This window comes from Micromonospora sp. WMMB482 (assembly GCF_019038635.1).
GTDB lineage: Bacteria > Actinomycetota > Actinomycetes > Mycobacteriales > Micromonosporaceae > Micromonospora > Micromonospora marina.
Genome location: NZ_JAHOPD010000020.1, coordinates 3,179,136 through 3,193,120 on the forward strand (window position 1 = coordinate 3,179,136; position 13,985 = coordinate 3,193,120).

14 protein-coding genes are annotated in these 13,985 nt (G+C 73.4%); 3 read left to right on the forward strand and 11 right to left on the reverse strand.

Annotation, left to right across the window (positions count from 1 at the left end):
* Window positions 1-2 precede the first annotated feature (2 nt).
* The 5 genes from KSK32_RS16155 to KSK32_RS16175 all read right to left on the reverse strand — a co-directional run bounded on the left by KSK32_RS16155 (window position 3) and on the right by KSK32_RS16175 (window position 3,437).
* A complete protein-coding gene (locus tag KSK32_RS16155) occupies window positions 3-464 on the reverse strand; it encodes a hypothetical protein (RefSeq protein ID WP_216931963.1) in 462 nt (153 codons plus the stop codon).
* Window positions 465-541: 77 nt separating this feature from the next.
* Complete coding sequence (locus KSK32_RS16160; RefSeq protein WP_216931964.1) at window positions 542-733, reverse strand: general stress protein CsbD; 192 nt, start codon at window positions 731-733, stop codon at window positions 542-544.
* Window positions 734-832: 99 nt separating this feature from the next.
* Window positions 833-1,549, reverse strand: a complete 717-nt coding sequence (locus tag KSK32_RS16165) for a VOC family protein (RefSeq protein ID WP_216931965.1) — start codon at window positions 1,547-1,549, stop codon at window positions 833-835.
* A 129-nt stretch (window positions 1,550-1,678) separates the two neighbouring features.
* Window positions 1,679-2,704: a hypothetical protein gene (locus tag KSK32_RS16170; protein WP_216931966.1), complete on the reverse strand. Its 1,026-nt coding sequence runs from the start codon at window positions 2,702-2,704 to the stop codon at window positions 1,679-1,681.
* 76 nt (window positions 2,705-2,780) lie between these two features.
* Entirely contained in the window at window positions 2,781-3,437 is a 657-nt protein-coding gene (locus KSK32_RS16175; RefSeq protein WP_216931967.1) for a 4'-phosphopantetheinyl transferase, read from the reverse strand.
* 127 nt (window positions 3,438-3,564) lie between these two features.
* Here KSK32_RS16175 and KSK32_RS16180 point away from each other — a divergent pair, with 127 nt between their 5' ends.
* Window positions 3,565-3,837 (forward strand): hypothetical protein, encoded by a 273-nt coding sequence (locus KSK32_RS16180; protein ID WP_216931968.1) that lies wholly within the window; start codon window positions 3,565-3,567, stop codon window positions 3,835-3,837.
* Between the two features lie 68 nt (window positions 3,838-3,905).
* Here KSK32_RS16180 and KSK32_RS16185 read toward each other — a convergent pair whose 3' ends face one another.
* From KSK32_RS16185 to KSK32_RS16195, 3 genes are all read right to left on the reverse strand, one after another.
* Complete coding sequence (locus KSK32_RS16185; RefSeq protein ID WP_216936134.1) at window positions 3,906-4,679, reverse strand: peptidase; 774 nt, start codon at window positions 4,677-4,679, stop codon at window positions 3,906-3,908.
* A 2-nt stretch (window positions 4,680-4,681) separates the two neighbouring features.
* Window positions 4,682-5,974: a VWA domain-containing protein gene (locus KSK32_RS16190; protein ID WP_216931969.1), complete on the reverse strand. Its 1,293-nt coding sequence runs from the start codon at window positions 5,972-5,974 to the stop codon at window positions 4,682-4,684.
* Between the two features lie 309 nt (window positions 5,975-6,283).
* Window positions 6,284-7,954 carry a dolichyl-phosphate-mannose--protein mannosyltransferase gene (locus tag KSK32_RS16195; protein ID WP_216931970.1) on the reverse strand — a complete coding sequence of 557 codons (1,671 nt, stop codon included), beginning with the start codon at window positions 7,952-7,954 and terminating at the stop codon, window positions 6,284-6,286.
* 92 nt (window positions 7,955-8,046) lie between these two features.
* On the opposite strand from KSK32_RS16195, the gene rsmI reads away from it, so the two are divergent.
* Window positions 8,047-8,886 (forward strand): 16S rRNA (cytidine(1402)-2'-O)-methyltransferase, encoded by an 840-nt coding sequence (gene rsmI, locus KSK32_RS16200; RefSeq protein WP_254188052.1) that lies wholly within the window; start codon window positions 8,047-8,049, stop codon window positions 8,884-8,886.
* A 60-nt stretch (window positions 8,887-8,946) separates the two neighbouring features.
* On the opposite strand, the gene KSK32_RS16205 is transcribed toward rsmI, so the two are convergent.
* Window positions 8,947-9,777 (reverse strand): hypothetical protein, encoded by an 831-nt coding sequence (locus tag KSK32_RS16205; protein ID WP_254187076.1) that lies wholly within the window; start codon window positions 9,775-9,777, stop codon window positions 8,947-8,949.
* A 127-nt stretch (window positions 9,778-9,904) separates the two neighbouring features.
* Between KSK32_RS16205 and metG the strand changes: the two genes are divergently transcribed.
* On the forward strand, window positions 9,905-11,707 hold the full coding sequence (gene metG, locus KSK32_RS16210) for a methionine--tRNA ligase (protein WP_216931972.1): 1,803 nt from the start codon (window positions 9,905-9,907) through the stop codon (window positions 11,705-11,707).
* A 55-nt stretch (window positions 11,708-11,762) separates the two neighbouring features.
* Here the strand turns inward: metG and KSK32_RS16215 are convergent, their stop codons facing one another.
* Window positions 11,763-12,614: an alpha/beta fold hydrolase gene (locus tag KSK32_RS16215; RefSeq protein WP_216931973.1), complete on the reverse strand. Its 852-nt coding sequence runs from the start codon at window positions 12,612-12,614 to the stop codon at window positions 11,763-11,765.
* A gap of 61 nt (window positions 12,615-12,675) precedes the next feature.
* Window positions 12,676-13,920 (reverse strand): hypothetical protein, encoded by a 1,245-nt coding sequence (locus KSK32_RS16220; RefSeq protein ID WP_216931974.1) that lies wholly within the window; start codon window positions 13,918-13,920, stop codon window positions 12,676-12,678.
* Window positions 13,921-13,985: the final 65 nt, after the last annotated feature.

Sequence of the window (13,985 nt, forward strand, 5' to 3'; positions counted from 1 at the left end):
GCTCAGGCCCGGCGCACGTCGGTGACCATCGCCGGGTAGGGCCCGGCCGGTGTGCCGGGCCCGGCCTGGTCCGCGGGGACCACGTTCTCCATCCGCAGCCGCAGCACGGCCGGGTCGGCGGTGTCGAGGACGATCCGCCACCCCCAGCCGCCGCCGTACTCGGCGGTCAGCTCGACCGCCGTCCCGCCCGCCGCGCCGGTGAGCGTCATCGGGGTCGGCTGCTGGTGCCACGAGTCGCCCCACCAGGCGGCGAGCGAGCCCGGCCGGTCGCCGGCGGCGATCACCAGCAGCCCCTCCTGCGGGCCGTCGCCGGGATGCTCCCACGAGTACGACACGGTGGTCAGGTGCCCGCCGGCCGCGGTGGCGACTGTGAGCGCGGCCGGCGACTCGGCGAGCGGATCGGCGGGCATCAGCCGGAAGCCGTTGGTGCCGGCCCACGACCCGGTGGCGTCGGTGAGAACCATCGCCCCAGGATAGGGACGAACCCCGACAGCGGACGTCCGCCGGGCCGGGGCCGACCTCGGATGTGTGGCGGGACGCGTCAGGCGGAGAAGTTGTCGTCGGCGTCGCGGGCGTCCGCCTGGATGTGCTCGCCAGGGCGCTTGCCCCGGATCTCGTCCTGCTCACGTACTCGGTCCGCTTCGGCGTGTTCGTCCTGGTTCAGGTCACCGAGCCGCGCCCGCCCCGGACCGGCCAGATCCTCCAGGTCGTTCTTCGCGCGCTCGACGCTCATGCCGCCTCCCCGGATCGTCGCGTGGCGGCGCTCGCCGCCTGCCGCGCCGCGTCCCCGCTGACCCGGCCGGCAAACCGCCGCCACCGGCCGGGCGTGCAGTCATGCGGGCGGCAGGGCGGCGATCAGGTCCTCGGCATGCCGCAGCGTGTCCGCCAACGCGTCGCGCGGACCGTCGTCCAGCGGGATCGAACGGGCCTGCCGCACCAGCTCCCGCGCGGACTCAGGCTCGTCGAGTTGCAGAGCCAGCTCAGCCCGGTAGACCAGCGCCTCCACCTGGACGGCCGGATCGTCGGCGGCGTCCGGACGGGCCAGCGCGCCGTCGAGGATCCGCGCTGCCTGGGCGGGATTGCCGCGCGAGTCGCCCTGCACCACCGCGTTGCCCAGCGTGCGGGCCAGCCCGCCCCTGTCGTCGGTCTCGGGTGGCTCGGCCCGGCCGACGAACCGGATCCAGTTGCCGCCGGGGTCGACGATGCTGAACCCGGAATTGCCCTCCTGGTTGCGGCGGGGCCGGGGCCGGGTCATCCGGGGTACGCCGGGCACGAGCACCTTGCCGTACGTGGCTCGCATGCCGTCGGCGAAGGCCCGGTGGATGTCGACCAGGTCGTCCACCACCACCAGGCAGGAGCCGTACGAGTCGGCGGGATCGAACTGCGGCATCCCGAAGAAGTGCAGGTGGAGATCCTCCCGCCGCAGCGTCAGGTACGGGTTCGGACGCTCCTGCCGGTACGTGATCTCGAAGCCGAGGGCCTGGTAGAAGGGCGCCACGTCGTCCAGGGAGCGGCACGGCAGCAGCGGGATCGTCGTCTCGTTCGCCATGCGTCCGAGCCTGGCGACCGTGAGCCGTCATGCGCACATGGAAATGTCCGATCGGCTGCTGGCGCCGGCCGAACGGACACGGGGGCCGGTCCGCTGTGGACCGGCCCCCGTGCGAGGTTTCGCTTGGGGTCAGGGCTTCCAGGACCCGGCGGAACGGAAGCGGTGCTTGTACTCGACGACGCCGTTCTGGTCCTTCACGTCGAAGATGAGCTGCCCGCTGCGCTTGGAGCCCTCGGGCAGGTTGGTACCCGAGGTCATCAGCTTTCCGCAACCGGAGAAGGCGCCGCCGATGCCGCTCTCCTCGGTGCCGTCCGCTGCCACCCAGGTGAAGTAGAACGGGTTGATCGAACCGGTGCCCTTGGTGATCTCGGCGGTCACGTCGGCGATCAGGAACATGCCGTTCTTGGGGCCGGGCATGATCTCGGTGCAGGCGGCGTTCCTGGCCCGGAAGTTGCCGACGGTGACCTCGATGGTGCCGCGGTCGTCGTTGACGACCAGCTTGTCGCCGGCCGGCATGTTGAACGACTTGTCGTCGGCGTTGCCCGGCTGCTGCGTGCCGGTGGGAACGCCCGTCGGGGTGTCACCGGTGGGCTGGCCGTAGGTGACGCCCGGGGTGGGCAGCGAGTCGATCGCCTCCTGGGTCGTCTTCACGCCGCTGTAGATGGCGAAGATGCCGCCGCCGCAACACAGCAGCAGCAGGATCACCGCGATGATGCCGACGGTGATCCAGACCTTCTTGTTCGACTTCTTCGCCGGCGGCCCGAACGGCGCTCCGGGCGGCGGGTACGCGCCACCCGGCGGCGGATAACCACCCGGAGGCGGGTAACCGCCCGGAGGTGGGTAGGCACCCGGCTGCTGGTACTCGCCACCCGGGGGCTGGTACGCGGCACCCGGGGGCTGGTACCCGGACCCCGCCTGCGGGTACGCACCGCCCGGGGGCTGGTATTCGGACCCCGGCGGCTGGTAAGCGGCACCCGGCGCCTGGTACTCGCTGCCCGGCGGCGGGTAGGGCGTGCCCGAGGTCGGAGCGGGCGGCGGCGCGTACGGGCTGTCCGGCACCGGCGGCATCGGCGCGGTGGGGAACGCCTGCGTCGGCGGTTCCGGCGGCTGCTGGTTCGGGTCCGGTGACCCGGACGGAGGCTGAGGGTGGCTCACCGTACTCCTTGGGGCGCCTTCGGGATTTTCAGTCGCAACGACGGTACCGGCCGGGCACAACCGGGCCGGTCCTGCCTCAGCGATGAGGCAGCACGGCCGCGGTGCGGACCAGGTCGTCGTCCACGGCGAACCGGCCGGTCACCGCCGACGGGGGATCGGGCACCGGTGCGGCGGCGAGCCGGGCCGGGGCGATCTCGGCGTGGAACGTGCCCGCCTCCGGGTCGAGGACGACGCGCGCGTCGGCGAAGCCCAGCCACGTGCCGACGAGCGGGTGCCAGACCTTGTAGACGGTCTCCTTCGCACTGAACAACACGGTCGGCCAGGGCGTGCCGGACGGCAGCCGGGCCAGGTCCGCCTCCTCGTCGGGGCGGCACACCTTCCGGCGTACCCCCGGGGAGAGCGGGCGGTGCCGCTCGGCGTCGATGCCGACGGCCCGCACGTCGGTGGCGCGGGCGGCGGCCGCGGCGCAGTAGTCGCGGGTGTGGGTGATGGCGCCGACCACGCCGACGGGCCAGATAGGGGCGCGGTCGGCGCCGGCCGGTACCGGCGTGACGGGCAGGCCGAGCGCGCCGAGCGCCCGCCGGGCGCAGACCCGCCCGGCGGTGAAGTCGCGACGACGGCCGGGCACCGCGCGCTCACCCAGGGCCGCCAGTTCGGCCGGGAGCAGCTCACCGGCCCAGTCGGCCGGGCCGGCCACCGCCACGGCGACCTCGGCCGGAAGCAGATCACGCACGAGAGGTGGATGACGGGGACACGCGGTGAACGTACCGTAACGCTTGGGCGTGCCGCCGCGCTGAAGGAGTGTTGCGGGGAGGCAACCGGTGCACCACCACCCATACCCGACCCGGAAGGAGCGGCCGATGACGCCTGGTGCGGAGATTTCCGAGAGCACCGGCGAACACGTGCCGGTGATCCCCGACTGGACCTGCGGCTCGTGCGGTGACGACTGGCCCTGCGCCGCGAAACGTCATCACCTGCTGCGCGAGTACCAGGTGGACCGGGCGTCGTTGAGCGTCTATCTCGGCTCCTGCCTCGCCGCGGCGACGCAGGACCTGCGCTCCGTGCCGGTCACCGCGCTCCAGGACCGGTTCATCGGCTGGGTGCCGCGCGGTCCGCGTACCGCCGAGGCGTGAGCGCGTCCGGTGGCCGCCGCGTCGGGTTCGCGGCGGCCACCGGTTGCGGTCTCGGAGGGCGGCGGTCCTCAGGGGCGGCGTGGTCGCCGGGTGAGCCCGAAGCCGACCACGCCGGCCACGGCGGCGAGCACACCGCCCACAGTGGTCCACACCCAGCGCGATCCGGCCTCGGGGAGCCAGCCGGTCAGGTCGGTCTCCTCGTCGGCCACCGGCTCGGGCGTCGGCTCGGCGCCGAGCACGGTGCCGGCCCTGGTGTTCGGCACCAGTGGCGCGGCCAGTTCGCCGTCGTCGCCGGACGCGCCGCCGGAGTCGGTCGCGCCGACGAGCATCTCCACGTCGATCGGCAGCCCGAGGTCGGGCTCGGGCAGGTCGGTGACGGAGAGCCGGATGTAGTAGGTGCCGGGCAGCGGGTCGCCCGACCAGGGCTCGGCCCACGGCCGTACCCGGCGCAGCGTGCAGCCCAACGCGACGCTCGTCGCCGACGCGCCGGCGGTGGGGGTCTGTGCGCCCGCTGTGCACGCCTGCCGGCGGCGCAGCCCGTCGAAGACGTCGACGGTCCAGGTGGACGCGCCGCTGCGTGGCTTCGGGAACGTGACGGTGGCGGCGATCTCGTGCACCTGCCCGGCGTCGGCCCGGAACGACCAGTACAGGTGGTCGCCGGTCGACGCGCCTACCTGCACCGGCTGACCGGCGGTGACGGTGGCGGCGGTGAGGAACGAGGTGCCGGCCTTGGTGACGGTGGTCGCGCCCGGTGACGGGCTGGGCGCAGCCAGGGCCGCCGCCGGGGTGAGGGCGAGTCCGGCGGCGGTGGTCGCCGCCGCGGCGCGGATCAGCGTACGCATGCTCAGTTCGTCCTCCACGTGTGCACCCACCAGCGGGTGAGCAGTCCGGCGACCAGCCCGGTGAGCAGTCCGGCGAGTGCGAGCAGGAGCAGCAGCACCCAGCCGCGACCCAGATCCGGCCCGTCCGGCGCGGGGGAGGCGGCCACCACGTCGACGGTCAGCTCCACCGGCATGCCGGGCTGGGCCCGGGTGCCGGGCCTGGCCGCGAACGAGTTGCTGACCACCAGGCAGACGGTCCGTACCGCCTGCTCGGCGCCCGGTGTGGGCTCGGCGCTCGGGCCGTCCTCCTCCTCTTCGGCGGCCGACCAGCGCAGCCCGGCGGAGACCACGTCGGTACGCCCGCTGCCGGCGTCGACGCCCCGGACCAGTTCCCGGCCGTCCGGCGCGGTGGCGCGCAGCAGCACGCCGTAGTCCGGGTTGACCGGCCGGTCCAGCGCGACGCTCACCGAGGCGCGCAGTTCCTGCCCGGGACGCACCGGCACCCGGTACCAGCGGTGCTCGGAGAACGCCTCCCGGTCGCTGTAGACGCCGGGGGCGAGCAGCGGCGCGCCCTCGCACGCCGCGCCGCCGCCGACCACCGCCGGGGCGGCCGTGTACGTGTCCCGGGCGCGGTCGACGAGCTGCTTGATCCGGCCGGTCAGCTCGTCGGCGCTCTGCGCGGCGGTGTAGGTGCCACCGGTCGCGCCGGCGATGCAGAGCAACTGCTTGCGTACCTTCTCGTCCGGCGCCAGGCCGAGCGTGTCGACCACCAGGCGGGTTCCCTGGGCGGCCAGCTCGCGGGCCACCTCGCACGGGTCGGGCGGCGCGCAGGTGTCCTCACCGTCGGTGATCAGCACGATCCGGCGGGCGGTGCTGCCGGTGCCCAGGTCCTGCGCGGCGGAGCGCAGCGCCAGCCCGACCGGGGTGAAGCCGGTCGGGCGCAGCCCGGCGACGGCGGCCTTGGCCTGGGTGCGGTCCACCGGGCCGACCGGCACGATCTGCTGGGTGTCCAGGCAGCCCTGCTTCTTGTCCTTGCCCCGGTAGGTGGCGCCGAGCACCCGGATGCCGAGCTGTGTCTCGTCCGGCAGGGCGTCGACCACCTCGTTGAACGCCTGCTGGGCGACGGAGATCCGGCTGCGGCCGTCGATGTCGCGGGCCCGCATCGACCCGCTGACGTCGAGGACCAGCTCGACCTTGGGTGGTTCGGCGACGGGCTCGGTGGTCTCGTCGTCGGCCCCGGCGGGGCTCGGCCCGATCAGCGCGGCCGCCGCCAGCAGTCCGATGAGGACGGTCGTCGATCGTCTCTTGTTGATCACCGGGCGGAGTGTAGTGGGATCCACTTTGGAAGATCATCCGGGGCGGAGGTGCCGGCCGGGGTCCGCTTTCCGGCGCCCGCCGGGCTGGCATGGCCGCGCCCGGCCACCCGCCATCAGCTGCACCATGTAACCTTTCGGCCGGTGGTGCACTCGTCGGAAATCTGACCGGCCCGCACCCGTTGTGCGGTTGCCGGAGTGTGGTTAAGCTCTGTCTTGCGCGCCCCAATCGCCCGCTTCCCCCGTGGCAGGCGATCGGGGCGCGCTTCTTTGTGCCCGGCGCCGTGCGGTGCCGGCGCCCGGCACCGCGCGTCAGATCCAGCGGCCGTCCAGCCACATCCGCGCCGACCAGTCCGCGTACGGCAGCACCCGGCCCACGAAGATCGGGTAGAAGTACGCGAAACAGAGCGCCACGAGCAACACGTACGCGCCCGCGATGATCCCGCCCACCAGACGGCGGTCGTGGACCTGTTGCGGGTCCGGTGGCACGGCCGTGTTCGTCACCGGCGCCGGGGTGGCGATCGCGCCGAGCACGTAGACCACCGCGAGCACCAGGAACGGCACCGCCGGCGCGGCGTAGAAGGAGAACATCGTCCGCCCGTCGAGGGCGAACCAGAACCAGGGCAGCAGACCGGCGGCGACGCTGAGCAGGATTGCGCCCGCCCGCCAGTCACGCCGGGCCAGGCCGAGCCAGGCGGTCGCGGCCAGCGCCGGCAGGAACGACCACCACAGCAGCGGCGTGCCCAGCAGCAGCACCTCCGAGGCGCAGCTCGGCGCGCCGCAACTGCCGTCCCCGGACCAGTGGAACGCCACCGGGCGGCCGAGCAGCAGCCACTGCCAGGGCCAGGACTGGTACTTGTGCGGGTCGTCGAGTTGGGTGTGGAAGCCGTACGCGGCCTTGTGGTACTCCCACAGGTTGATCAGCGCCCCGACGACCGGGGTGTCGCTCAGCTCCGGGTTGTTCGGGTAGCGCTCCGCCAGGCGGTAGTAGCCGTCCTGCCCGAGCAGCCAGCCGGACCACGTCGCCACGTAGGTCACGAGTATCAGCGCACCCGCGGCGAGCAGCCACGGCAGCTCGTCGAGCACCGCGTCGCGCCACGGCCGGCGTACCCCGGACGAGCGGCGGACGCCCACCTCCCAGAGCAGGACCAGCAACGCGAACGCCGGCACGAAGTAGAGCGCGCTCCACTTCACCGAGCAGGCGCAGCCGAGCAGCACGCCGGCCGCCAGCCGCCACCACGGCCAGTCCCGCCAGCCCGACGACGGCCGGCCGGCCCTGCCCGGCTGTGCCGGGTCGAGCCCGTCCTCCAGCGCCCGGGCCCAGCGCCGCCGCCGGGCGTCCCGGTCGAGCACCAGCGCGCCGAACGCGGCGAGCACGAACAGGAGCAGGAAGATGTCGAGGATGGCCGTGCGGGACAGCACCAGGTGATAGCCGTCGAGCGCGAGCAGCAGGCCGGCCGCGCAGCCGAGCACCGTGGAGCGGAACATCCGCCGCCCGATGCGGACCAGCAGCAGCACCGACAGCGTGCCGGCGACCGCCGCGCCGAACCGCCAGCCGAACTCCGGCGCGGTGGTGATCAGGTGGCCCGGCACCGAGACGCCGCTGTCCGCGTCCTGGTAGCCGAAGGCCCACTCGCCGATGCCGATCATCCATTTGCCCAGCGGTGGATGCACCACGTACGAGGGGCCGTTGTCCTTGTAGTTCCACTCGAAGCCGCGGTCGATCAGCCCGTACGCGTCCTTGGCGTAGTAGGTCTCGTCGAAGATCTTCCCGGGCGGGAAACTGAGCCCCACGAAACGCAGGATCGCCGCGACGGCCACCACCACCGCTGTCGCCAGCCACGCCTGACCTCGGCCGATGCTGTCGTCGACGGTGGCGAGCCGGCGCCGCACGGCGGCGGGGAGCCCGCGCCCGGCGCCGTCGCCCCGGTCGGTGGTGGAGGGGTCCGGGTTCGCGCTCTGTGCTGTCGACGCACTCGTCACCCGGCGATCGTAGGCTGCGAGGGTGCCCGGTGGCGTCTGTCGTCCCCGAAATTGGTACGACCGTCGATGAAGGAGCGCGTGCCGTGGGGGAAATGTCCGAGGTAGGGCGGCTCGTGTTGCTCGGCGCGCCGCTCGGCAACCCGGCCGACGCGTCCGCCCGGTTCCGCGAGGTGCTGGCCGCCGCCGACGTGGTCGCCGCCGAGGACACCCGGCGGCTCACCCGGCTGGCCCGAGACCTGGACGTGACGGTCCCGGGCCGGATCGTCTCGTACTTCGAGGGCAACGAGGAGCGGCGGACCCCCGAACTGGCCGAGGTGCTCGCCGCCGGCTACACGGTCGCGCTGGTCACCGACGGCGGCATGCCGAGCGTCTCCGACCCCGGATACCGGCTGGTCCGGGCCGCGCTGGACGCCGGGGTGCCGGTCACCGCGGCACCCGGGCCGAGCGCCGTCACCACCGCGCTGGCGCTGTCCGGGCTGCCCTGCGACCGGTTCTGCTTCGAGGGCTTCCTGCCGCGTACCCCCGGCGCCCGCCGTTCCCGGCTGCGCGCACTCGCCGCCGAGGAGCGCACGCTGGTGTTCTTCGAGGCGCCGCACCGCATCGCCGGTGCGCTCGCCGACCTGGCCGAGGCGTTCGGATCGGACCGGCCCGCCGCGCTCTGCCGCGAGCTGACCAAGACCTACGAGGAGGTCGTCCGCCGGCCGCTCGGCGAGCTGGCCGAGTGGGCCGCCGAGGGCGACCCCCGGGGCGAGATCACGCTCGTCGTGGCGGGCGCGCCGGCCACGCCCGCGGTCCGGCCGGACGACGAGACGCTGCGCGCCGCGGTGGCCGAGCGCGAGGCGGCGGGGCTGTCCCGCCGGGACGCGATCACCGAGGTCGCCACCGCGTACGGGCTGCGGCGGCGCGAGGTGTACGCCGTCGTGCACCAGTGAAAGGAAGGGCCCCCTGTTAACGCCTCCGGTGGAGGAAGGGCCCCCTCTTAACGCCTCACCTCACCAGGCGGCGGCCAGGAAACCGACTGTGATCAGCAGCGGCCCGGCCAACGCCAGGCCGACCGCGCGCCGCCGCTGCCGTTCGTCGGCGAGCCGTGTGGCCCCGGTCCACCTGGCGATCCCGGCGGCGCAGCCGGCCACCAGGGACAGCCCCAGCAGCCAGTGCAGGTGCCGTCCGGCGCCGGTGTCCGCGTAGGCGGTGGACCCGTCCGGCCCGGTCATCCGCGCGCGCAGCGAACTGCCGGTGTCGGTGCGCCCGGCCGGGACGCCGCTGACGCGTACCCCGTGGGCCTGGAACCGGTCGCCGTCGGCGGAGAAGATGCCCCGGCAGCGCTGGGTGAGCCCGCCGCCCGCGCACTCGGTGATCATCACGGTGCCGCCGGTCGAGTGCCCGGCCGCCAGCCAGAACGGCCCGGCGCTCACCCAGGCGAAGAACGCGGCGAGCAGGCTCAGCGTCAGCAGCACGGCCAGCCCGGCGGCCGGGCTCGGCGGCACGGGCGGGCGGACGCGTTCCCGCCGCGCGGGTGGCCGGCCGGGGCGGGGGCGCGGCTCGTCACGCAGCGGCGTGCCGTCCCAGTGCACCTCCTCGATCGGGGCCCAGCCGCCGGACGGAGCGGTCTCGCGCTGCCAGCGCGGCTGGCGTACCGGCACCCGGTTCGGCACCGCGTCCACCGGCGCTCCGGTGGTCGGCTCCACCTCCACCGGCGGGTCCGCCGGGTCGAGCCGTGGCTGCGGGGCGACGGGCCCGGCGGGCGGCATTGGCCGCGCCGCCCGCCGGGTGGCGGCGGCCGACGGCTCGGGCGCAGCTGGTCTGCTGGTCACGATGTTCATTTCACACCGGTAAGTCTGGCTTGTCGGGCAGCTCACGCCGCGTGTCGGCGACAAATCGGACGTACGGGCGGAGCGCGCACCCCATTGGTTCGCGGCACACCCACGGCAATCACTAGGCTTGCTGCCCATGAGTCACGTTCTCGCCGCGGTCGCCTGGCCCTACGCCAACGGCCCGCGCCACATCGGCCACGTATCCGGATTCGGCGTTCCCTCCGACGTCTTCTCCCGGTACATGCGGATGGCCGGTCACGACGTGCTCATGGTCTCCGGCACCGACGAGCACGGCACCCCGATCCAGGTGCAGGCCGACGCCGAGGGGGTCACCCCGCGCGAGCTGGCCGACCGCTACAACCGGGTGATCGCCGAGGACCTGCGGGCGCTGGGCCTGACGTACGACCTGTTCACCCGCACCACCACGCGCAACCACTACGCGGTGGTGCAGGAGCTGTTCACCGGCCTGTACCGCAACGGCTACATCGTCCCGAAGGTCACCACCGGGGCGATCTCCCCGTCCACCGGCCGGACGCTGCCCGACCGCTACATCGAGGGCACCTGCCCGATCTGCGGCTACGACAGCGCGCGCGGCGACCAGTGCGACAACTGCGGCAACCAGCTCGACCCGATCGACCTGATCAACCCCAAGTCGAAGATCAACGGGGAGACGCCGGAGTTCGTCGAGACCGAGCACTTCTTCCTCGACCTGCCCGCCCTGGCCGACGCGCTGCGGCAGTGGCTGGACAACCGCGACGGCTGGCGCCCGAACGTGCTGCGGTTCTCCCGCAACCTGCTCGACGACCTCCAGCCCCGGGCCATCACCCGGGACCTGGAGTGGGGCGTGCCGATCCCGCTCGACGACTGGCGCGACCGCCCGGACAAGCGGATCTACGTGTGGTTCGACGCGGTCATCGGCTACCTGTCCGCGTCCATCGAGTGGGCCCGGCGCACCGGCGACCCGGAGGCGTGGCGCAAGTGGTGGTCGGCCGACGGTCAGGGGAAGGACGCCCGCTCCTACTACTTCATGGGCAAGGACAACATCGTCTTCCACTCGGTGATCTGGCCGGCGCTGCTCGGCGGCTACTCCGGTGAGGGCGCCCGCGACGGCGAGCCCGGCGAGCTGGGCCGGCTCAACCTGCCCACCGAGGTCGTCTCCAGCGAGTACCTGACCATGGAGGGGCGGAAGTTCTCCTCCTCCCGCAAGGTGGTCATCTACGTCCGGGACTTCCTGGAGCGCTACGACGCCGACGCGCTGCGCTACTTCATCGCGGTGGCCGGCCCGGAGAGCAACGACACCGACTTCACCTGGGCCGAGTTCCTGCGCCGCAACAACGACGAACTGGTCGCCGGCTGGGGCAACCTGGTCAACCGGTCGGTGTCCATGGCGGCGAAGAACTTCGGCGCGATCCCGCCGGTCGACCCGGCCGGGCTCACCGACGCCGACCGGGCTCTGCTGGACACCGCGAAGGCCGGCTTCGCGGTCGTCGGCGACCTGATCGCCCGACACCGGCAGAAGCAGGCCATCGGCGAGGCGATGAAGGTCGTCGCCGAGGCCAACAAGTACCTCTCCGAGCAGGCGCCCTGGAAGCTCAAGGGCGACGACGACAAGCCCCGCATGGGCACCGTCCTGCACGTCGCGCTCCAGGTGGTCAGCGACGCCAACACGCTGCTCACCCCGTTCCTGCCGCACTCCGCGCAGAAGATCCACGAGCTGCTCGGCGGCACCGGTGTGCACGCGCCGATGCCGGTCGTCGAGGAGGTCGACGACCTCGACGGCGGGCCGTCGTACCCGGTGCTGACCGGTGACTACACGGTCGGGGCGCGCTGGGAGTCCGTACCCCTTGAGGTGGGCCGGCCGCTCGCGGCGCCGAAGCCGGTGTTCCGCAAGCTCGACCCGTCCATCGTCGAGGAGGAACTGGCCCGCCTGGCCGGCTGAGCACACGCGCGGACCGCGGCCCGGGGATCTCCCCGGGCCGCGGTCGTCCGCCAGGTCAGGCGGTCGCCATGCTCGGCTTGCCGATGAACTCCATGATGGCCTTGTTGACCTCGGTGGGATGGGTCCACGGCGTGCCGTGCGGCGCACCCTTCAGCGTGACCAGCTTGGCGTCGGACAGCATGTTCACCAGCCGCTGGCCCGTCACCGGGTACGGCAGCACGTTGTCCTTGTCGCCCTGGATGATCAGCACCGGCACGTCGATGTTCGGCAGGTCACCGCGGAAGTCGGTCTGCCAGGCGTCCACCGAGTCGTGGGTGCCCTTGGCCGACGCCTGCGCGCCGATCTGCCAGTGCGCGTGGTACGCCTCGTCGCTGACCAGCTTCCCCCGGTTCTCGCTGGCGTTGAAGAACGCGTCGCAGAACTGGGTCAGGTAGGCGAACCGGTCCTGGATGATCGCCTTCTGGAACCCGTCGAACATGCTCTTGTCGACGCCCTCGGGGTCGTCCGGCGCCTTCAGCAGGTACGGCGCCAACGGGGCCATCATGACCGCCCGGTCCACCCGGTCCGACCCGTACGCACCCAGGTAGCGGGTCACCTCGCCGGTGCCCATGGAATGCCCGACCAGGATCGCGTTGCGCAGGTTCAGCTCGGTCATCAGCACGTCCAGGTCGGCCGCGAACGTGTCGTAGTCGTAGCCCATGGCCGGCTGCGCGGAATTGCCGAACCCACGCCGGTCGTACGTGATCACCCGGTATCCGGCGTCCAGCAGCGGACCGCTCATCTTCTCCCAGGTCGCCCCGTTGAACGGGAAACCGTGGATCAGCACGATCGGCTGGCCGGAACCGTGATCCTCGTAGTACAGGTCGATGGGTGCGGAGTTCTCCGTACCGACGGTGACGAAAGGCATGTCGGGATTCCCCCTCGCGCGGGCTTCTCGGACCCCCCACGCCTTCCCGACCTGCCCTCGTCTATTCGTGGCGGGCCGGATAGGGCAGGTCCACCACCCGGTCGTCGGTCAGCTCGGCGCCGGGCGCCCAGACCTCGTAGACACCCCGTTCCAGGCACTGCGCGCCGGTCGCGGCCACCCCGTCCGAATCCGGGCGGCGCAGCCGCAACCGCAGCCAGCCGCCCTCCTCCCGAAGCACCAGGCACGGCACCCCGCGCCAGACCGCCGTACGCACCCGCCGGGCCGCCGCGTCCACCGGGTACCGGGCCGCCCGGGTCATCGCCAGCACCCGGAACCCGCCCGGCTGGTCGGCCACCGCCTCGTACTCCGACCCGGCGTACGTGCCGACGAGCCGGGTCGAGCGCGGCGCCTCGCCGGTCGGCACGTACTCCTGGTCGGCGGCCAGACCGGGCACCGCGGCGAGCAGGTGCCGCCACTGCGGCCCGGCCAGGCGCAGCCAGCCCCGCTGCTCCGCCTGGTAGGTGTACAGCACCACCTCCACCCCCTCGGCCGGGTAGGCGAGCAGCGTGGCGTTCGCCGGCATCGGCAGGTCGGCGAACTCCCGAGTGACGAACTCCGGTACGAGCTGCGCGCTGCTCGGCACGAACCCGGTGCCCAGCACCGGCGGCCCGAGCCGGTCCCGGGGCGGCAACGCCATGAGCCCCCGGTGCGCCGGGCCCACCGGCACGTCGTAGTCGGCCGGGTCGGCGGCCCGCCAGCGCAGCGCGTACGCCACGTCGCCGCCCTCGGAGTCGCCCCGCAGCACCGCCATCCCCGCCGGTGTCCGCAGGTGCGCCACGTCGTGCTCCCGGTAGCAGAAGCCGTGCGGCAGCCAGCCGCGCACGTACCCGGCGAGCTGCCGGGCGGAGAGCACCTTCACCATCCGGGTACCGGGCCGGACCACCGCCGACGCCCGCACCGCGGCGAGCGTCGGATCGGCCGCCGCGCCCGGCTGCTGGCTGAGCTGGTGCAGGTACGCCCACCCCCGGTCCCGGTGCACCGGCATCAGCAGCGGCGCGTCCGTGTCGTCCGCCGGCCCGGCGCCCCCGTGCACCGCGTCCACCTCGGTCGCGTGCACGAACCGGCGCCACGGATAGCCGTTGCCGGGCCGGGGACACCACTCGAACCCGGGCGTCTCGTCGGCGCTGAACAACTCGTACGCCGCGCCCCTGGCGATCTCCTCCGCCGGATGCACCCGGCCGCCGTACGTCACGCGTAGCCCGGCCCGGTCGGAGGCGGGCCCGCCGGCCTGGTCGGTGACGGTCACTCCAGGACGCTAAGCCCGCCAGATGTGGGGCGCGTGAACAGCCGGTGGCGGTCCGGGAACGCCGC